Source organism: Sediminibacterium sp. KACHI17 (assembly GCF_040362915.1).
Classification (GTDB): Bacteria; Bacteroidota; Bacteroidia; order Chitinophagales; family Chitinophagaceae; genus Sediminibacterium.
This window is the reverse complement of the sequence record NZ_AP029612.1, coordinates 2,470,105-2,489,774: the sequence shown is the minus strand read 5'-3', so window position 1 is coordinate 2,489,774 and position 19,670 is coordinate 2,470,105. Positions and strand designations below refer to the sequence as shown.

Genomic DNA, 19,670 nt, shown 5'->3' with positions numbered 1-19,670 from the left:
CTATGGACTATTGACTATGGACCATGGACTACCCACCATAACAATTTCTTCATCCCCTCCTAACATTCTATTCATACTATATGAGCAGTTTTGTAAAACCTCATGATGTATGGAAAGACGTCCGCTTGATGTTGTGGTGATGAGTGATCTGCATTTAGGCACTTATGGTTGTCATGCCAAAGAGATTGTCAACTATCTGAAAAGTATTCAGCCGCAAATTCTTGTTCTCAATGGTGATATCATTGATATCTGGCAATTCAATAAAAGATACTTCCCTGTTGCACATATGCAAGTGATCAAAGAGATCATGCACCTTTTAAGCAAAGGAACACGCGTCATTTATATCACCGGTAATCATGATGAAGCTTTGCGTCGCTACTCAGATATGCATATGGGGAATTTCCAGTTGACCGATAAAGTGGTGATGGAGATCAATGGTAAAATGACCTGGATCTTTCATGGTGATGTATTTGATGCAACAACCAAAGGCAGTGCAAAACTATTGGCCAAACTTGGCGGACATGGTTATGATCTGCTTATCCTGATCAATAGTCTGATCAACAGATGCCTGAAGATGATGGGAAGAGAGAAGATGAGCTTTAGTAAAAAAGTAAAGAACAGCGTGAAGAAGGCTGTATCATGGATCGGCAATTTTGAACAAACTGCTGCAGAACTGGCCATCGAAAAAAAATATGACTATGTGATCTGTGGACATATCCATCAACCACAAAAAAGAGTGATCACCACAAAAGAAGGTTCTGTTATTTATCTCAACAGTGGCGACTGGATCGAAAATCTGACTGCACTCGAATACCAAAACAACGAATGGACAATTTATCAATATGACGAGAAACAATTTGCTGATACTGTAGCACCGGTTGTTACCATGGAAAAAAAATTACCACAGTTAAACGTGGTGACAGACGAGATCGCATTATTCATTCATTCTTTAGCCATTCAATCATGAGTATGAAAATATTATATGCCGTTCAGGCAACCGGAAACGGACATATCAGCAGAGCAATGGAACTTATGCCTTTCCTAAAACAATATGGAGAGGTGGATATTTTTTTAAGCGGCAGTAATAGCCACCTGCAAGCAGACCTTCCCATAAAATTTCGTAGCAATGGATTAAGTTTATTCTATGGAAATACAGGTGGATTGGACTACTGGCGTATGTGGAAGGAACTGCATCTGAAGAGAATCTTTAGGGAAGCTCAGGCATTACCCGTAGAAAAATATGATCTGGTGATCAATGATTTTGACAGTATTACTTCCTTGTCATGTAAACTCAAAAAAGTAAAAAGTGTTGGATTTGGGCATCAGGCCAGTTTTCAGAGTGCATATACTCCGAGAGATGACAAGAAAGATATTGCGGGAGAAATAATATTGAAACATTATGCAACATCGTCGGCTTATATAGGTTTACATTTCGCATCGTACGATGATTTCATTTATCCTCCTGTTATTAAAAGTGAGATCTTATATGCTGACCCAAGTGATCAAGGGCATATTACCGTATATCTTTCCCATTACAGTGATGAAGTAGTGATCAATGCTTTACAAAAAATCAAAGATGTTCGATTCGAAATCTTTTCAAAGAAAGTAAAGTCTGTGACAAGCTTTGGGAATATCAAATTACTGCCTATCAGTAATACCGGTTTTACACAAAGTATGATCCATTCAAAAGCTGTGATCACCGGTGCCGGTTTTGAAACACCTGCAGAAGCTTTGTATCTCGGAAAACAATTATTGTGTCTGCCTATTCGCGGACAATATGAGCAACGCTGTAATGCTGCCGCACTAAAAGATTATGGTGTCACCATCATAGATAAGATCAGCCATAACTTCACAGAACAAGTCTATCAATGGCTTCAGGTATCTGCTGCTAAACAACTTTCACTTTCACACAGCACTTATGATATCGTACAACAAGCCATTGAATTGGGCAGAAGTTTACAGCCGATCAAAAAGGAGGAATCTTTACTGAATGAAGAGGATCTGCTCGCTTTATTTTAATTACAGAGCAATACCTGCCATGCTTTTTCAACTTCCCCTGTATTCAATAATTCAGCAGCATATTTGTGGAGTTCTACTTCCATCTCTGCCGGACTTACAGAATAGTATTGAAAAATGTTTTTTACGCGGTCATCTGTAAAAGAGGCGTCAATATCAGGCATCTCATGAACATTGCCCAATATGCCCAGGTGGTTGCCGGTAAGCACTTGGCTATTACGAATACTCTCCGGTAATTGATCTACCCCAATTCCAAGTTTTGTATTGGGTTTTGGTACTTTGAATAAGTTAGTCGGGTCTACTTTGCAATACCAATCTCCTCCTAATCGGGCAACCAACTCCAGTTTTTGTTGATCGATCTTTCCATCCTCTCCTAAAATACTTTCATCCACATGCATACAAAGTACTTCAGCGATAACGAGTTGTCCTGCACCCCCATTTTCACCTAAACTCTTTACTTCATTTACTTTGCATTCTAACTTGATCTTAGCTTCTTTCACCATGGGTGGTTGAACACGTGTTGCAGGCTGTTCTGTAAATCCGGCTTTCACAAATTCATTCACACCTTTTGGAAATTCGCAGCTTGATAAACTCATTTGTTGCACCATCGCATAATCAACAATATTGATCACACATTCGGGAACTTCAAGCACGTTTTCAAGCGTATGCTTCGTGGTATTATCCCGTCCTCTTCTGGCAGGTGAAAAAATAACAATAGGCGGATTCGATGAAAACAAATTGAAAAAACTAAATGGACTCAGGTTCACATTGCCCTCTTTATCAATTGTACTCGCAAAGCAAACAGGTCTGGGTGCAATCGCATGCTGCAACCATTGCTGTTTTTCCATAACGGGTAATGAGCTGATATCAATTGTTTTCATTAGATATGATTAAAAAAGAAAGCCACAGATTCACAGATTATTTGTTTGATAATCTGCGAATCTGTGGCTCAAAAAAATTATTCCCAACTAGCTAGAACAGTCACACCACCCTTCACCACCTGATTCATACTCACTTCAACTTTAGTACCTACAGGCAATAAAATATCTACTCGGCTACCGAATTTGATAAAGCCGTATTCATCACATTGCTTCACTTGTTGTCCAACAGAAGTATAGTTACAAATTCGTTTCGCCAATGCTCCGGCAATTTGTTTATACAGTATGGTTCCGTAATTATTTTTTACTGCTACACTCCATCTTTCATTTTCAGTAGATGATTTCGGATGCCATGCCACCAAATATTTCCCTTTATGATATTGATTATAGATCACTTCACCGCTCATCGGATTTCTATTCACGTGCACATTGGCAGGACTCATAAAAATACTTACCTGTAATCTTTTGTCTTTGAAGTATTCTTCATCAACTACTTCTTCGATCACCACTACTTTTCCATCTGCCGGACAGATCAATTGTTTGTCATTGATGGTATGCGTGCGATTGGGAATTCTGAAAAAGGAAATCAAGAATAATAATAATCCGAGTGTGATCACAAAAATGATGATGGCTAACCAGGGCATAGAAGCACTCAAAAAAGTAAAAGATGCCACATTCAGCACACCGAAAATCAATGCACCGATGCCAATAGATTGGTAACCTTCGCGATGAATGGTCATGAGATAGATGTTGAACTGCAAATGTAAACGGATTGAGGCAAAATTCTAGGCCTTCTTAACCAAAGAGGAATAAAACGAGCCATACATAGGGCACTGCCAGTAATAAAGAATCGAATCTGTCTAGGAAGCCCCCGTGTCCGGGCATAAAACTACCGCTGTCTTTTACTCCGGCCATACGTTTGAGTTTACTTTCAAGCAGATCGCCCAATGTACCCATGACTGCGGAAGTGATGGTGATCAATAGTAACTGAAGCATGGGCAGTTGAAGCCAATATATACCTGCAGCGGTAACCACTGCCACGGCCAGAATAGCGCCGCCTGCTGTTCCTTCCCAGGTTTTCTTGGGAGAGATGGGAGAAAAAGGAGTTTTTCCGATAAAAGAACCTACCAGATAGGCCATAGTATCGTTGATCCAGATCGTTGCAATGATGAGCATCGGTAACAACCAGCCTTTTTCATAAGTATTCCCATCAAAATAGTTGTACAGATTCACCAATAAACCCCAGGACATGGAAATGTAAATGAGTCCGCCAACGGTGTAACCAATGATCTTCCAATCGGGCACTCTCCACTTGATGAATTTGATCAGTACAAGTACAGTCAATGATATCAATAGTACTCTAAAACCGATCTCACTCAAGGGTAGATCGCCGATCAAAAAAAGATCGCCTGTCATCCAACACATAAATCCAATTCCTGCAGCAATCGCTCCCAATAAATGCACAACTGAAATATGCTGATAACGACTATCGATTTTAGCGATCAGTGAACGGTATTCTATCCAGCAGCCAACATGGATCACAGCAAACAATGCCAGAAAACTCCATTGATTCCATAATAATCCACCCAACATCACGATCACAAAAACAATCGCCGTAAGTGCACGCGTACGAAAAGTTTGAAAGTTAAATGCCATGGGGTGAAGGTAGGAAATTAGCGTTTAGCTTATGGCATATGGTTCATAGCGTATGGTAGAACAAGATATTTCTATACGCCATGAACCATATGCCATAAACTATCCACTAATTCAACAACGCCTGATTAATCAGTTCCTGTGCGGTTATTACATATTGTCCGGGGACGAATACTTGAATATCGCCAAACATAGGGTAGCTGCTGTCTTGTTTGTTCAGTACCTGAACGGGTATTTGGTTTTCTTCCAGCATCCCTTTGATGATCGCTGCTTCAGGATATACACGAGTAGAGAATACTTTTTGCCACTGATTCATATCTCAGGAATAATTTCTTCGTTAGGTACTGCTACCGATTTTTTGAACTGAGTACTTTCCGTAATCAATAATCGGAATAAAACAACCAATAATATGAGTGCAATGCAACCCCACCAAATGGGCATGGTCTCATCCATGACCTTATCAATCGATTTTCCTTGCGCCGTTAAGATATATAGCTGCGTTACTACAAATCCATTGTTCAAAAAGTGAAGAAGAATACTCAACCAGAGATTATTGGTATAAAAAAAGATGAGTCCGAGTATAAGCCCCAATGCTATTCTTGGAAGAAATCCAAAAAATGAAAAGTGAATGGCACTGAATAGAATACTTGTAATGATAATACCTGCCCATGCATGTTTGGTCCAACCAATAAATACCTGTTGAAAAGCGCCTCTGAATAATACCTCTTCAAAAATGGCCGGCGCAAGTGCCATTACCAACATCGCAAATAAGTAATCAGTCAGGTTGGTCATATGAGCCATGTTCATCATGGCATTTTTATAAGTGTTCTCAAGTTGTTGTGCCTGTTTCAATAATCCTTCTGAAAGAGGTATATCCTGGTTCAACATTCCCAATGAACCACTCAGGATCATGCCGGCGAATGTGATCAGAACAACGATAAGCAGTTGTTTGCTATTCATTTTTTTATTGAACCCTAACCATGAAAAAGGTTGTTTGGAAATGACTTTGGCAAATACAAATGCTGGTATTAAAAAGGCGATCAGGGTAGCCAACGTGTTTAATAATCGCGAAATATTTGCGTTTTGTGGGCGATTCAAGGCATCGGGGACCTGAAACAAAGAGACCCCTAACAGATTGGAGCCCAATGCTGCTATCAGTATTGAACCAAAGATCATAAAGAGCCCGACGAGCCCCAATAACATTAAAAACTGAAGCGGATAGCTAATCTGTTGCCTCTGATTCATGTGGTTGAAGAATAAGCTTGTAAATTTGCAGCCGATCTTTGTGCTGAGCGACTAAGGTACAGGTAACCAGTGAAATAACGGTTTCCGGTCATATGGATATTCTGCCTTACATCGAATCCTTTTCCTGCCGAAAAGAACAGCTACAGCAAAGAAACAGTGAAACAGACAGAAAGTTGCCCATGGTTAAGATTGATCAGATAGAATTACCCGATTTCCCGCTTTTACTCGCGCCGATGGAAGATGTGAGCGATCCGCCATTCCGTGTTGTGTGTAAAGAAAATGGCGCCGATCTCATGTACACCGAATTCATCAGCAGTGAAGGTCTCATCCGTGATGCCATTAAAAGCCGCAGGAAACTGGACATTTTTGAATACGAGCGACCTGTAGGCATCCAAATTTTCGGAGGCGATGAGGAAAGCCTCGCCCTTGCTGCAAAAATTGTCGATGTTACCAACCCCGACCTGCTCGATATCAATTTTGGTTGCCCGGTTAAAAAAGTAGCAGGAAAAGGGGCTGGTGCCGGTGTTTTAAAAGACCTGGATCTGATGGTTCGTCTTACAGATGCGGTTGTTAAAGCCACACGTTTACCGGTTACCGTTAAAACAAGATTGGGTTGGGACGAAACCAGCAAAAACATTGAAGAAGTTGCAGAACGTTTACAGGATGTAGGTATTAAAGCATTGAGTATCCATGGCAGAACCAGGGCTCAGATGTATAAGGGAGAAGCTGACTGGACACTGATCGGTAAAGTGAAAAATAATCCCCGCATCAACATACCCATCTTCGGAAATGGTGATATCGATAGTCCGCAAAAAGCAGTGGAATACAAAAACCGTTATGGGGTAGATGGTGTAATGATCGGTCGCGCAGCAATCGGTTATCCATGGATATTCAGAGAGATCAAGCATTACATTCAAACTGGTGAATTGATGGCACCTCCTTCAGTAGAAGAAAGAGTGCAGGTATGTAGACAACACTTGCGTAAATCCATTGAATGGAAAGGACCCATCGTTGGCATCAATGAAATGCGCAGACACTATGCGAATTATTTGAAAGGTCTTCCGGGTATTAAGGATTATAGAAACAGATTGGTGACACTAAAAACCATGGAAGAAGTAGAAGCAGTGTTAGATGAAGTTGCTATCAACTATAAAGATTTTGTGATGGAGCGTCAGCAAATAGAGCTGGTGAACTATCATGAAAATTGTCCCCTATAAAATCTGCGAATCTGCGGCTTTAAATAAGGCCGCAGATTCGCAGATTATTTGACTAGGAGTTGGATCACTGATTTATCGAGCGGCGATACGGTTTGTGGGAAAAATGCTTCGAGAATACCTTCTTTATTCACGAGGTATTTACAAAAATTCCAGGTCGGCTGCTGATCATTCCATCCATTTTTTCCTGCATCACTCAACCAATCAAAAACCGGATTCTGTTCTGCCCCTTTGACAACAGAACTTTTCTTCGCTAATAAAAAAGTGACCCCATAATTCACTTTGCAAAACTCGGCGATCTCATCATCATTCTTTTGTTCTTGCTGTTTGAAGTCATTGGCAGGAAAACCAATGATCACTAATTGATCCTTATACTTTTTATATAGCTCTTCCAACTCGGCATATTGTCCTGTATAACCACATGCACTGGCAGTGTTCACCAATAATAATTGTTTGCCTTTGAATTGTTCCATCGAAATGGTTTGTCCGTTATTGAGCGTTACGGTAAGCTGATAAAAATTCATAGGTGCTGTTTTATGCGCTTGATTCAATGAACCTTTTTGAGAACCACCAAACAATTTCCCAGGTAACATGATCACAGGATACACGGCTTTCAGAATAGATTCTCTCCAGGTCATATTTTTCTTTTTGATGAGAATAAGTAGAACAACAATAACAATGAGTCCAATCAATAGTTTGCGCATATCGATAATTAAACGGATGACTTAAATAAACTTCTTGAACAATTTCAACTTACCCTTAAACGGCGGATACTTCATAGAAGGATCAAACCAAGTAGGTGTTTGTAATACTGCTTTTTCATGACTGAACGTATCAAATGAGTACTTTCCATGATAACGTCCGGTTCCACTGAAACCCCTTCCACCAAAAGGCAAATGATGATTGGTCGCATGCCAGCTGGCATTGTTGATACAAGCAGCACCTGAAGGCACTTGATTCAGCCATCGTTCCGCTTCTTTTTGTTGATTGGAGAATATATAAAAAGCAAGCGGATTCGGATTTCTCTGAATGATCGATAATGCTTCTTCCTCTGTTTGATAAGTGATTACAGGCAATATCGGACCAAAGATCTCATCGGTCATAATTGAACTGTCTAAGGATACAGACTCCATCAATGTAGGTGCGATGAATAGATGTTGGATATCATGATCTCCGCCATGCACTATATTCCCCTCTTTTAAATAGCCCACCAATCTGTTGAACTGTTTTTCATTGATGATCTTACCGAACTCATGACTGTTTTGTGGTTGATCTGAAAAGAATTGAACGATCTTCTTTTTCATCGCTGCAATCAGATCCTCTTTTACAGATGCATGCACCAAAATATAATCGGGAGCAATACACATCTGTCCTGCATTTGAGAATTTGGTAACAACAATTCTATTGGCAGCCACTTTAATATGGGCGTTTTCTGTCACAACACATGGACTTTTCCCGCCCAGCTCTAATGTAACCGGTACCAATCTTTCTGCAGCCATTTTGTAAATGATCTTTCCCACCGCTGTACTTCCCGTATAAAAAACATGATCGAAAGTGAAGTGATTCATCATGGCCGGAATAACAGTAGCACCATCTCCCGGTACATACAGTATATATTCTTTGGTGAAGATCGCTTCAATGATCTTTTGCATTACAGCCTCTGTAGCAGGGGCAAACTCACTGGGTTTTAGTACAACACAGTTTCCCGCAGCAATGGCACCGATCAAAGGAGTGAATAACAATTGAAAAGGATAATTCCATGGACCGATGATCAATACTACACCCAAGGGCTCTTTCATTACTCTGCTCTTGCTGGGTAGATTGAGCAGATTGGTTGATTTATGTTCGGGTTCCATCCAGGCACTTAACCAGCTGATGGTATGATCCAGTTCACTCAATACAAATCCGTTTTCAGTGACCCAGCATTCTTCCGGACTCTTTTTAAGATCTGCATACAGCGCTGAATAGATCTCTTCCTCATGCGCAATAATGGCCTTTTTCAAAGCCAATAATTGTTGTTTCCGAAAAGCATACGAACGGGTGATGCCTGATGCAAAATGGGTTCGCATGGCATTGAGATGTTCAATTGATACAGTAGACATAAGAACAATTTAGGCAAGAATACCCGAAACCATAAATGTCTGAACACCCTTTTTTGTAAATTGCATGCTCCGGCTCATTGGAGCCATTGACTTCATTCAGCATTACTAAAAAATACAATATGGAATACAGAAGAATGGGCCGAAGTGGCTTACAGCTAAGTGTACTGAGTTATGGCAGTTGGGTAACGTTTCACAAACAGATCGATGACAGCATTGCTGATGAACTGATGGGTATTGCGTATGATAACGGCATTAATTTTTTTGATAATGCAGAAGCATATGCTTTAGGTGAAAGTGAAAAAATGATGGGAAGGATCCTGAAAAAGAAAAACTGGGACCGTACTTCTTACACCGTTTCCTCGAAAGCATTTTTCGGATGGCGTGGTAAAGAAAACAAACCCAATCAAACAGGCCTCAGCCGTAAACACCTGATGGAAGCCTGTCATGAAGCACTGCAGCGTTTGCAGCTGGATTATCTTGATCTGTTCTTTTGTCATCGCCCCGATCCAAATGTTCCCATTGAGGAAGTGGTATGGACCATGCACAACCTGATTCAGCAAGGAAAGATCTTGTATTGGGGTACCAGCCAGTGGAGTGGCGCTGAGATCATGGAAGCACATCGTGTTGCACAGCAATATGGATTGATCGGTCCAACCGTAGAACAACCTCAATACAATATGTTCGAAAGATTCAAGATGGAGCAGGATTATTTACCTGTTTTCCAGAATGTAGGATTGGGTACTACGATTTGGAGTCCATTAGCAGCCGGTTTTTTAACAGGCAAGTACCTGAATGGTATTCCTGAAGATTCCAGACTGGCCATTCAAGGATTTGATTGGTTAAAAGAGCGTTGGGTACAGGAAGCCAAAATCGAGAAAGTGAAAAAATTAGCGGTATTGGCACAAGAAATGAATGTAAGCCTGGCTGAAATGGCTATCGCCTGGACCATCAAAAATCCAAATGTAACCACTGCCATTTTGGGTGCGACCAAGAAAACACAATTGGAAGAAAACCTGAAAGCGCTGCAAGTATTACCGTTGTTGACAACCGAAGTGATGGGTAAAATTGAAAATATTTTACAGAACAAACCGGTGATGGATCTGGCATAAGTATCTGATAAGCAAACAATTAAAAGCGGAATGAGTAAAGATCATTCCGCTTTTTTTATGGAAGCACTAAAAAAAGTTCTACCTTCTTTCCAACCAACATCTCCTATTCTACTCTTATAAGCGGAACTATTATTTGGAACAGGAATCCACCATACAAACGGCTGTTGTGAGAAAAGCCTGCACGGGAGATGCAGCATCGCAGGCATGGCTCTATCGCCAGTACAGTAAAGCTATGTACAACATCTGCATTCGCATGACGGGCAATCAGAATGATGCGGAAGATCTCTTGCAGGAAGCATTTATGATCGCATTTAAAAACCTGAAGCAGTTGAAGGACCCTGTTCAATTTGGCGGGTGGTTGAAAAGAATTGTCGTGAATGAATGTATCCGCTTCTGTAAAAAAAATGTGTACTGGTCTGAATGGGATGAACAATGGGAACAGACCATGAGCAACGAAGAACCTGAATGGTGGAAAACAGTTGATCTCAATATGGTGCATCACGAGATCAAAAGTTTACCGGATGGTTGCAGACAGGTTTTCAATTTATATGTGTTGGAGGATTATAGTCACCGAGAGATCGCAACACATTTAGGAATATCAGAATCAACCAGCAAAAGTCAGTACCACAGGGCCAGACAACTATTAAAAGAAAGAATCACCAAACAAATGCAGTTACATGGATGAGTTTAAAAAATACCTGCAGCAAAATCGGTCTTCATTAGATGTGGAGGAGCCTTCTCCTGCTATATGGGACAGAATAGAGCGACAACAACCTGCGAAAAAGACAACCGTCATTGTAATGATGACACGCTGGGTAGCAGCAGCATGTATATTGGTATTGGCAGGTATCGGTGTTTGGAGTCTGATGCGCGACACATCAACACCGGAATTGTCGAACATAACGGCTAATGAAAATATTCAGCAACCGGTTGAACAGCCTCATACAACCGTACCGGAAACAGAAACAGTGACTACAACCAAAGAATTGGCAGTTGCTGAAAAAAGAGAACATAAAAAGAAGCATATACCCACGATCAAAGCGATTCCGAAAAGACAAGACCTGATCGCGATGAACAATATTGAAAATAGTTTCAAACAGGTGATCAACCTACAACGTGATAAAGTGAGTACGACACCCATGTTTGCAGAGTCAGCAGAATATTTTGCAGATTTTAAAATCCAGATCAAACAACTGGAAAAAGATGAGAAAGGTATCAAAGCAGAAATCGTAAAGCGTGGTATGACCGATCAGTTACTCAATCAACTCATCAATATTTATCAGATCAAACTCAATACACTTAAACAATTACAACTGGAAATGAACAAGATCAACAATCGCATCAAACAAAATCGTGCGCCTGTTGACAGTGTCAAAACTTATTTCATCAATATTTAAACCACTAATGATATGAAACGAATTGCGCAACAATGGATACTGCTCTCTGGCATTGTAACAGGAACCTTAAATGGAGCTTTTGCTCAAGTAGCAACATCTCCTATCGCACAAAACATCAACCGATCTTCCAATGTTAATGTGGTAAGCGTAGATAATGTAGCTATTGCAAACGGCTTTGGTTTCGAGACGAGAAATATCAATCAGGAAGACTTAAAATCAAAAGAAGTCAGCCAAGAGATCAATATGCCCAAAAGTGGAGAGATCTATATTGAAAATAATACCAGATCTATTCAGGTAAAAACCTGGGACCAGCAAAAAGTCAAAGTAGTGACTACCGCTTATTTTGAGAAAGAAAGTACACTGACCGATGAAGAATGGTTTGAAAAAATGGGGATCAGTTTAAAAGCACTAGGCTCTTCCGTAAAGATCAAATCAGGCGCTTCAAGTTTTGGCAGCTATGCATATGCAACCAGCGGACAAAATGTAGTCGTGGGATATCCTACTACAATATATAATCAATCAGGATCCTTCTCCAAGTCCGGGAATACTAATAAAAGATTACTGACCATTTATGTTCCGGCTGGCAGTAAGTTGGATATTGAAACCAGATACTCCGATCTTCAATTGCCTGCCAATGTAGGAGATGTATTATTGGATATTACCAATGGAAATTTTGAAGCGGAAAGCTTAAATAAACTGCGTCTTCGTTCTAAGTACGCTAATGCTAACCTGCGTGATATCAAAGAGGCAGAGATCGAGTTTGCAAATGGCAGATTCACTGCCAATAATATCGATGATCTGGATATTGAAAGTAAATACGCTACCATTGAAATGGCATCAGCTAAAAAAATCAAAATGGTAAGTACCAATGACGAATTTGAAGTAGAAGATGTCACGGATATCAGAGGACGTAAGAACTATGGCAACCTCCGTATTACCAGATTAGCAGGTTCTATCGAAATAGATGGCAGTAATGCAGATGTGAAGATCAGAAATGTAGGCGCCAATGTAAAACTCATCAAGATCAATAACCGTTATGCAGATGTTCGTATCCCACTTCGTGATATGAAAAACTACAGTGTTGACTTTATCGGAAGCTATTCTACGGTATATGGTGATTTTGAGAGAACACAGGTAGAGCCTACAGAAGAAGAGAAAAAAGAATATGCCAGTTTGGTACAGTCCATGATCAATACCTCCGGAACACTTTCTAAAATAAGTTCAACCAATGGTATGACCGCTGTGAATATCCCGGCACAACCTGGTAAAGCAACGGGTGTAACCAATACAATAACAGGGGGTACTTTTTCAGGAACACTTGCCCCGGCTACCGTACAGGGATATCCAATGTATCGCGGCACCAACAGCACGCCTACTAAATTCACCGCCAATATCGGTAACGGTTCAGGTTTGAAAGTGCAGATGAAATGCCAGAATTGCACCGTTGATTTTAAATAATATTTCAGTTTCCATATACCCGAATGAGCAGCGCCATACTGCTCATTCTTTCTTTTGAGTTTCTTCATGTGCATATATTTCACACAGCCGATTTTCTCATGTTGTTAACGATCGGTCCGTGCCCCGTTTCTACGGGGCACTCGCGGTTGTTAGCAGGTGGTTCATCGCTAATGGCTAATAGGAAGTACAAATATTACCTGCTATTGGCCATTAGCTATTAGCTATATGCTAATACCACTTATCTTAGCATAACGAACAAATAACTATGACCGAGCTTTATACGATCATATGGATTCTTCTCTCACTCATATTCATCGGCTTTTTTGCAGGGTATGAAATCGCTTTTGTCAGCGCCAATCGATTGAGTATTGAGTTAAAAAAGAAACAAGGAAAACGAAGCGGATTGATATTATCCGATTTTGTTGAAAATCCCGCCAAATTCATCGGTACCTGTCTCATTGGTTTGAACACTGTATTGGTGATCTATGGACTTCTTTTCGATGAATTCCTGAAAAGCATTGCCTGGAACCCGCTCAATGTTCAAAATGAATACCTGAAACTTATCATCGATACCATCATCTCTGCGATTGTTGTATTGATCTTTGGCGAGTTCATCCCCAAAGCTATTTTCAGAGCAAGGAATGATAGCTTATTAAGCTTTTTCGCCCCTCTCGCTAAATTCTTTCACACCATCTTTGAGCCACTGACCAATTTATTCGTTGATCTTTCACAGTGGATCCTGAAATATATTCTGAATGTTCGTGTGAATGATAAAACAGAAGCTTTTACCAAAGTAGATCTGGAACATTTCTTCCAGCAAACCAAAGAGCAGGATGAAGACAATCAGGAACTGAATACTGAATTGTTTGAAAATGCATTGAGTTTACCTACCATTAAGATCAGACAATGTCTGGTTCCCCGTACTGAGATCGAAGGTGTTGATCAACGCATTTCTATTCGTGAATTACAAAATCGTTTTGTTCAATCGAAACTGAGTAAGCTGATCGTGTACGATGAGAACATCGATAATATCTTGGGATACGTACACCAAATCGATCTCTTCAAAAAACCAAACAGCATTCAGGATATCATTCATCCCATACTTGCTGTTCCGGAAAGTATGAGTGCTGCTGATCTCATCAATAAATTCACCAAAGAAAGAAAAAGCATTGCCTGGGTCGTTGATGAATTCGGGGGTACTGCCGGTATTGTTACCATGGAAGATGTGCTGGAAGAGATCTTTGGAGAAATTCACGATGAATACGATGTAGAAGAGTTTGTAGAAAAGCAATTGGCAGATGATGAATTCATTTTAAGTGGACGACTGGAGCTGGATTATCTCAAAGAAAAATATGAACTCGAGTTTCCGGAGAATGAATCAGAGACTTTGAGCGGATATATCATCAACAAACATGAATCCATCCCCAAACAAAAGGAAACCATTATCATCGATGATTATCGATTTGATATCCTGAACGTCAGCGAAACACGCATTGATACGGTTAAGCTGAAAATATTACGTTAAGATGCCAAGAGCTTATCTCGCCATCAGTATCGATCATCGTACCCAACTCGAACCGGTTATTCAAACCCTACGATCCACACTCCATCAAGCCGGTATCGATCTATTTATTTTTGTAGACCAGTATCGATTCAGTTTACAAGAAGAAAAAGCGATGATGCAAGCAGCTTGCAGAGAGATCGATGACTCCGATATACTGATCGCAGAGCTATCCGTAAAAGCCATTGGGGTAGGTCTGGAAGCAGGTTATGCAGTGGCCAAAGGCAAACCCGTTTGGTACCTGAGAAATGCTGCCGCCCCTCACTCCTCCACAGTATCTGGAATCGCTACTGAACAGATACTTTACCTTGATGAACAGGATCTGGCAGATCAATTGACCCATAGTATCCGAAAATATCATTGAATCGCCGATAAAATCGGCATTTTTCGTGTTACTGTTACCCGTAACTTTGGCAACTCAAAAGCAGCGAGGATACATGGCTTTATTCAAAAGAAACAGAGGACCGGAAAAAGCCGAGATGAGTTTTATCGATCATCTCGAAGAGCTAAGACAGCACATCGTTCGCTCTATTATTGCCATTCTCGTTATGGCAATTGTGATCTTCATTTATCGAGACTGGGTCTTTGATAATATCATTACAGGACCGATCAACCCCAACTTCATCAGCTATAAAGCACTCTGCGATTTTAGTCATTGGGCACATATGGGTGAAGCACTTTGTATGCCTCCCGTAAAAGTGGATATGCAATCCACCACTTTTGCCGGACAATTTCTCAGCAGTATCTCTATGGCATTGATCGGCGGTATTATTATTGCATTTCCTTATATCTTCTGGGAATTCTGGAAATTCATCAAGCCTGCTTTGAAAGAAAAAGAACTGAAAAATACCCGCTTCATCATTTTTTGGGTGTCGTTCTTCTTTTTTTGTGGTGCGGCTTTCGGATATTTTTTATTAGGTCCCTTCACATTCAATTTCCTCGGTAGTTTCCAATTGGGAACACAAGGATTATTGGTAACAAGACCCACACTCACAGACTATCTGGACAATCTAACAAACCTGATTTTGGGATGTGGGATCGCATTTGAATTACCCGTTCTTGCATTTTTACTGACTAAGATCGGATTGGTCACTCCATCCTATTTAAGACGTATGCGTAAATACGCAGCAGTGATCATATTAGTCGTAGCAGCGATCATCACTCCTAGTCCGGACTGGATGAGTCAGTTGATCGTATTCCTTCCATTATTTTTCTTATATGAAGTGAGTATCATCATTTCAGCACGTGTATCGAAAGAACAGGAAAGAAGAGAAGAAGAAGAATGGAGTTAAGTAAGCATGATTGCTCCGTTTATACATTTTTTGATACCCCATGCTATCAATATTTTAACTTCACGACTTAATTTTTACCATGAACTACGTGTTTGATGCTTCAAAACCTATTGCCATTGGTGCTGATCATGCAGGTTTTGAATACAAAGAAGCCATCAAAAAATGGCTGACCGAAAAGGGTTATACTGTCAAAGATTTTGGTGCGCCATCCCTTGATTCAGTGGATTATCCTGACTTTGCGCATCCTACTGCATCGAGTGTAGAAAAAGGTGAATCCACCTTTGGTATTCTCTTCTGTGGCAGTGCAAATGGAGTGGCGATTACTGCCAATAAACACCAGGGCATTCGTGCCGGATTATGCTGGCAAAATGATGTTGCTTCCCTGATCCGTTTACACAATGACGCCAATATGATCTGTATCCCTGCTCGTTTTGTTGCTTTGCCGCTGGCACAACAAATGATCGAAATATTCATGACCACTGCATTTGAAGGCGGACGTCATGCTAACAGAGTCAATAAAATCGCCTGTTCATAATTCTTAAACATTGCTCGTATGAAGAAACATTTATTAGTGGCATTTTCATTTGCCACACTCATGGTATCTGCACAGGATAAAGCGGCTCGCTATGCACCTGTTATCAGTGCCAAAGGATTAAAAGAGAAACTAACTGTGATCGCCAGTGCAGAAATGGAAGGTCGTGAAACCGGTATGCCGGGTGAGCGTAAAGCAGCGGCATATATTGAAGAGCAGTTCAGGAAGATCGGATTACAACCGGGTAATGGCAACAGCTACCAAATGACTTATCCTGTATACAGAGATGAAGTGAGCGACAAAAGCTTACGTGTGAATGGAAGAAGTTTTGAATGGGATAAACAATATTTTTTCAACCTCGCCTCTGTAAGTAATGGTACACTGATCATTAACAATACGGTGTTTGCAGGGCATGGTGTAGTTGACTCCGCCAAATCAATCAATGATCTTTCCGGATTGGATGTAAAAGGTAAAATGGTGATGGTACTGGACGGTGATGGTGGTACCGGAAGCGCTGCCGGAAGCAGTTTTGCAAAGATGAATGCATTGAGAAGAGCAGGTGCTGCCGGTGTATTGATGATCAGTACGGCTTTCCCAAAAGCAACAGCGACTGCTACTACAAGTAATATCTATTTCCGTCAGGCAACTGGTGCACCTTTTGTAGTGATGACGATCTCACCGGAAATAGCTTCGGCATTATTGGGAAGAACTGCTACACTCAGTATCAATGATCTGAAAACCATCAAGAAAGGAACCTACACTGCTGAAATGCAATTGATGGTAGCCAAAAAAACTACCACACTCGAAACCAGCAATGTGATCGGTGTATTACCCGGAACCGATAAAAAAGACGAATATGTTTTCCTGACCGCACACCATGATCACTTAGGTATGCGCAATGGTCAGATCTATTATGGTGCAGATGATGATGGATCCGGTACAGTAAGCGTGATCCAAATGGCAGAAGCATTCGCAGCTGCAGCCAAGAAAGGCGATCGCCCTAGACGCAGCATTGCTTTCATGACCGTTAGCGGTGAAGAAAAAGGATTGTGGGGTTCTGAATATTATTCTGAGCATCCGATCTATCCTTTGGATAAAACCACTGTAAACCTCAACATTGACATGGTGGGTCGCGTAGACACAGAAAGACTAACAGCCGATTCTTTGAACTATGTGTATGTGATCGGACATGATAAACTGAGTTCTGATCTGGCACCCATCAATGAAGGAGCCAATAATAAATTCACAAAATTGACATTGGATTATAAGTATGATGATCCAAAAGACGTGAACAGAATTTACTACCGCAGCGATCACTACAATTTTGCGCGCAAAGGCGTTCCGGTTCTTTTCTTTTATGATGGTATGTTAAAAGCAGACTATCATAAAATAAGTGACACAGTGGACAAGATCAATTTTGATCTGATGCAGAAGCGTGTACAGATGATCTATTATACTGCCTGGGAAATGGCGAACAGAGATAATATGCTGAAAAGAGATATTCCATTGACCATGCCGGGTAGATAATCGGTTTTATTAAAAAGATTTATTACTTACCTTACGGAGCCATTACAATCTTTTGTGATGGCTCTTTCATTTAAAATCAAAATATGAGAATCATTCTTTTATCAACCTTGCTTCTTTCTGCCAGCATCAGTATTGCACAGAAAGGAGACCCCTCAACTTATGCAGGTACCATTACTGCAGCTGACCTGAAAAAACACCTTACCATCATTGCCGGTCCGGAAATGGAAGGACGTAATGCTGCAAGTGAAGGTGAAAGAAAAGCAGCCGCTTATCTGGAAAGTCAGTACAAAAGACTCGGACTAAAGCCGGGTAATGGCGACAGTTACCTACAGAACTTTCCGCTCTTTCAAGATGAATTGACAGAGAAAAGATTATCAGTGAATGGTCGTGTTTTTGAATGGGATAAAGATTACTCTATTGCAATGCAAATGGTTAATTCAGGATCATTCAACTATAATGAAGTGGTATTTGCAGGCTATGGTATCGTTGACTCTGTGACCAATGATTACGCCAACCTGAATGTTACCGGTAAAATGGTACTCATACTCGAAGGTTCACCGAATAGCAGCACCCCTGCTAACCCGCGTGCTGTGACTCCGTATTCTACACTTGGAAAAGTAAATACCGCAGTATCAAAAGGTGCAGCTGGTGTATTGATCGTATCGAAAAGCGGATTCCCCAGAAGAAATCCTACCAATACAAAAGGAGGCATGTCTTTGACCAAAGCAAATCCATCCAGGGTAAATGTAGCCAGCGTGTCTGAAGACGTTGCCAGCGCATTATTGGGAAGAACTGCTAAAATAGGTGTGGAAGAAATGAAGAACTTGAATAAAGGAAGCTATAAATCTGAACTCAAGTTAACAGCTATCAAAAAAACCAATGAATTGCAAAGTGCAAATGTGATCGCTGTTTTACCAGGAACTGATAAAGCAGATGAATATGTATTCATCACCAGTCACTATGACCATGAAGGTATCATCAATGGCGAAATTTATTATGGCGCTGATGATGATGGTTCAGGAACTGTGAGTGTTGTAGAGATCGCTGAAGCATTTGTAAATGCAAAAAAGAAAGGGAATGGTCCAAGAAGAAGTGTCGTATTCATGAATGTATCCGGTGAAGAAAAAGGATTGTTGGGGTCTCGTTATTATTCAGAGCATCCGATCTATCCTTTGGATAAAACCACTGTTGATTTGAATATTGATATGGTGGGACGAATCGATCCTACTTACAAAGGTGATTCCATGAATTATGTATATGTGATCGGTGATGATAAACTGAGCAGTGATCTGACACCCATCACCAATGAAGTCAATCAGAAATACTTCAAGATGGAATTAGACAGAAGATTTAATGATCCAAATGACACCAATCGTTTTTATTACAGAAGTGATCATTACAATTTTGCTGCAAAAGGTGTTCCCATCATTTTTTATTTCAACGGTACACACCGCGATTACCACAGACCAACTGATACAGTTGATAAGATCAATTTTGACCTGATGGAAAAAAGAGTTCGACTCATTTATCATACAGCCTGGGTCATTGCGCAAAAAGACACGATGCTGAAAAGAGATATTCCACTGAATATGCCTCCACGCTAAATAAAAAAGCTCCGAATCAAATTCGGAGCTTTTTTTATTCAAATAAAACCTAAGCTCTTTATTGCATTTATAAGACTTCCCT

The 19,670-nt window shown here is 40.6% G+C and carries 20 protein-coding genes; 13 read left to right on the top strand and 7 right to left on the bottom strand.

All coding sequences use genetic code 11. The features are described 5' to 3' along the window. Nucleotides 1-109 precede the first annotated feature (109 nt). Together ABXG83_RS11115 and ABXG83_RS11110 are read left to right on the top strand one after the other, a co-directional pair. Nucleotides 110-967, top strand: a complete 858-nt coding sequence (locus ABXG83_RS11115) for a UDP-2,3-diacylglucosamine diphosphatase (protein WP_353548936.1) — start codon at nucleotides 110-112, stop codon at nucleotides 965-967. Nucleotides 968-969: 2 nt separating this feature from the next. Next, on the top strand, nucleotides 970-2,019 hold the full coding sequence (locus ABXG83_RS11110; protein ID WP_353548935.1) for a glycosyltransferase family protein: 1,050 nt from the start codon (nucleotides 970-972) through the stop codon (nucleotides 2,017-2,019). Here ABXG83_RS11110 and ABXG83_RS11105 read toward each other — a convergent pair. From ABXG83_RS11105 to ABXG83_RS11085, 5 genes are all read right to left on the bottom strand, one after another. Then, a complete protein-coding gene (locus ABXG83_RS11105; RefSeq protein WP_353548934.1) occupies nucleotides 2,016-2,897 on the bottom strand; it encodes a flavin reductase family protein in 882 nt (293 codons plus the stop codon). The two genes, ABXG83_RS11110 and ABXG83_RS11105, sit on opposite strands and share 4 nt — an antisense overlap. Before the next feature lie 77 nt (nucleotides 2,898-2,974). Continuing rightward, a complete protein-coding gene (locus ABXG83_RS11100; RefSeq protein ID WP_353548933.1) occupies nucleotides 2,975-3,634 on the bottom strand; it encodes a phosphatidylserine decarboxylase family protein in 660 nt (219 codons plus the stop codon). Between the two features lie 55 nt (nucleotides 3,635-3,689). Beyond that, a complete protein-coding gene (locus ABXG83_RS11095; protein WP_353548932.1) occupies nucleotides 3,690-4,550 on the bottom strand; it encodes a phosphatidate cytidylyltransferase in 861 nt (286 codons plus the stop codon). A 106-nt stretch (nucleotides 4,551-4,656) separates the two neighbouring features. Next, nucleotides 4,657-4,863, bottom strand: a complete 207-nt coding sequence (locus ABXG83_RS11090; protein ID WP_353548931.1) for a DUF2007 domain-containing protein — start codon at nucleotides 4,861-4,863, stop codon at nucleotides 4,657-4,659. Next, nucleotides 4,860-5,792: a type II CAAX endopeptidase family protein gene (locus ABXG83_RS11085; RefSeq protein WP_353548930.1), complete on the bottom strand. Its 933-nt coding sequence runs from the start codon at nucleotides 5,790-5,792 to the stop codon at nucleotides 4,860-4,862. The genes ABXG83_RS11090 and ABXG83_RS11085 overlap by 4 nt, the downstream gene beginning before the upstream one ends. A gap of 179 nt (nucleotides 5,793-5,971) precedes the next feature. On the opposite strand from ABXG83_RS11085, the gene dusB reads away from it, so the two are divergent. Continuing rightward, nucleotides 5,972-7,009: a tRNA dihydrouridine synthase DusB gene (gene dusB, locus ABXG83_RS11080; RefSeq protein WP_353548929.1), complete on the top strand. Its 1,038-nt coding sequence runs from the start codon at nucleotides 5,972-5,974 to the stop codon at nucleotides 7,007-7,009. 44 nt (nucleotides 7,010-7,053) lie between these two features. Here the strand turns inward: dusB and ABXG83_RS11075 are convergent, their stop codons facing one another. Beyond that, nucleotides 7,054-7,710 carry a glutathione peroxidase gene (locus ABXG83_RS11075; RefSeq protein WP_353548928.1) on the bottom strand — a complete coding sequence of 219 codons (657 nt, stop codon included), beginning with the start codon at nucleotides 7,708-7,710 and terminating at the stop codon, nucleotides 7,054-7,056. Between the two features lie 21 nt (nucleotides 7,711-7,731). Continuing rightward, a complete protein-coding gene (locus ABXG83_RS11070) occupies nucleotides 7,732-9,108 on the bottom strand; it encodes an aldehyde dehydrogenase (RefSeq protein WP_353548927.1) in 1,377 nt (458 codons plus the stop codon). 119 nt (nucleotides 9,109-9,227) lie between these two features. Here ABXG83_RS11070 and ABXG83_RS11065 point away from each other — a divergent pair, with 119 nt between their 5' ends. The 10 genes from ABXG83_RS11065 to ABXG83_RS11020 all read left to right on the top strand — a co-directional run bounded on the left by ABXG83_RS11065 (nucleotide 9,228) and on the right by ABXG83_RS11020 (nucleotide 19,588). Next, entirely contained in the window at nucleotides 9,228-10,217 is a 990-nt protein-coding gene (locus ABXG83_RS11065; RefSeq protein WP_353548926.1) for an aldo/keto reductase, read from the top strand. 166 nt (nucleotides 10,218-10,383) lie between these two features. After that, nucleotides 10,384-10,902, top strand: a complete 519-nt coding sequence (locus ABXG83_RS11060) for a sigma-70 family RNA polymerase sigma factor (RefSeq protein ID WP_353548925.1) — start codon at nucleotides 10,384-10,386, stop codon at nucleotides 10,900-10,902. Continuing rightward, on the top strand, nucleotides 10,895-11,614 hold the full coding sequence (locus ABXG83_RS11055; protein WP_353548924.1) for a hypothetical protein: 720 nt from the start codon (nucleotides 10,895-10,897) through the stop codon (nucleotides 11,612-11,614). The genes ABXG83_RS11060 and ABXG83_RS11055 overlap by 8 nt, the downstream gene beginning before the upstream one ends. Nucleotides 11,615-11,626: 12 nt before the next feature. Further along, nucleotides 11,627-13,072 (top strand): hypothetical protein, encoded by a 1,446-nt coding sequence (locus tag ABXG83_RS11050; RefSeq protein WP_353548923.1) that lies wholly within the window; start codon nucleotides 11,627-11,629, stop codon nucleotides 13,070-13,072. Nucleotides 13,073-13,337: 265 nt separating this feature from the next. Further along, nucleotides 13,338-14,597: a hemolysin family protein gene (locus tag ABXG83_RS11045; protein WP_353548922.1), complete on the top strand. Its 1,260-nt coding sequence runs from the start codon at nucleotides 13,338-13,340 to the stop codon at nucleotides 14,595-14,597. 1 nt (nucleotide 14,598) lies between these two features. Then, nucleotides 14,599-14,997 (top strand): nucleoside 2-deoxyribosyltransferase, encoded by a 399-nt coding sequence (locus ABXG83_RS11040; protein ID WP_353548921.1) that lies wholly within the window; start codon nucleotides 14,599-14,601, stop codon nucleotides 14,995-14,997. Nucleotides 14,998-15,070: 73 nt separating this feature from the next. After that, a complete protein-coding gene (tatC, locus tag ABXG83_RS11035; RefSeq protein WP_353548920.1) occupies nucleotides 15,071-15,925 on the top strand; it encodes a twin-arginine translocase subunit TatC in 855 nt (284 codons plus the stop codon). A 79-nt stretch (nucleotides 15,926-16,004) separates the two neighbouring features. Further along, nucleotides 16,005-16,460: a ribose 5-phosphate isomerase B gene (gene rpiB, locus ABXG83_RS11030; RefSeq protein ID WP_353548919.1), complete on the top strand. Its 456-nt coding sequence runs from the start codon at nucleotides 16,005-16,007 to the stop codon at nucleotides 16,458-16,460. 18 nt (nucleotides 16,461-16,478) lie between these two features. Beyond that, nucleotides 16,479-17,984: a M28 family peptidase gene (locus ABXG83_RS11025; protein ID WP_353548918.1), complete on the top strand. Its 1,506-nt coding sequence runs from the start codon at nucleotides 16,479-16,481 to the stop codon at nucleotides 17,982-17,984. Between the two features lie 83 nt (nucleotides 17,985-18,067). After that, on the top strand, nucleotides 18,068-19,588 hold the full coding sequence (locus ABXG83_RS11020; RefSeq protein WP_353548917.1) for a M28 family peptidase: 1,521 nt from the start codon (nucleotides 18,068-18,070) through the stop codon (nucleotides 19,586-19,588). Nucleotides 19,589-19,670: the final 82 nt, after the last annotated feature.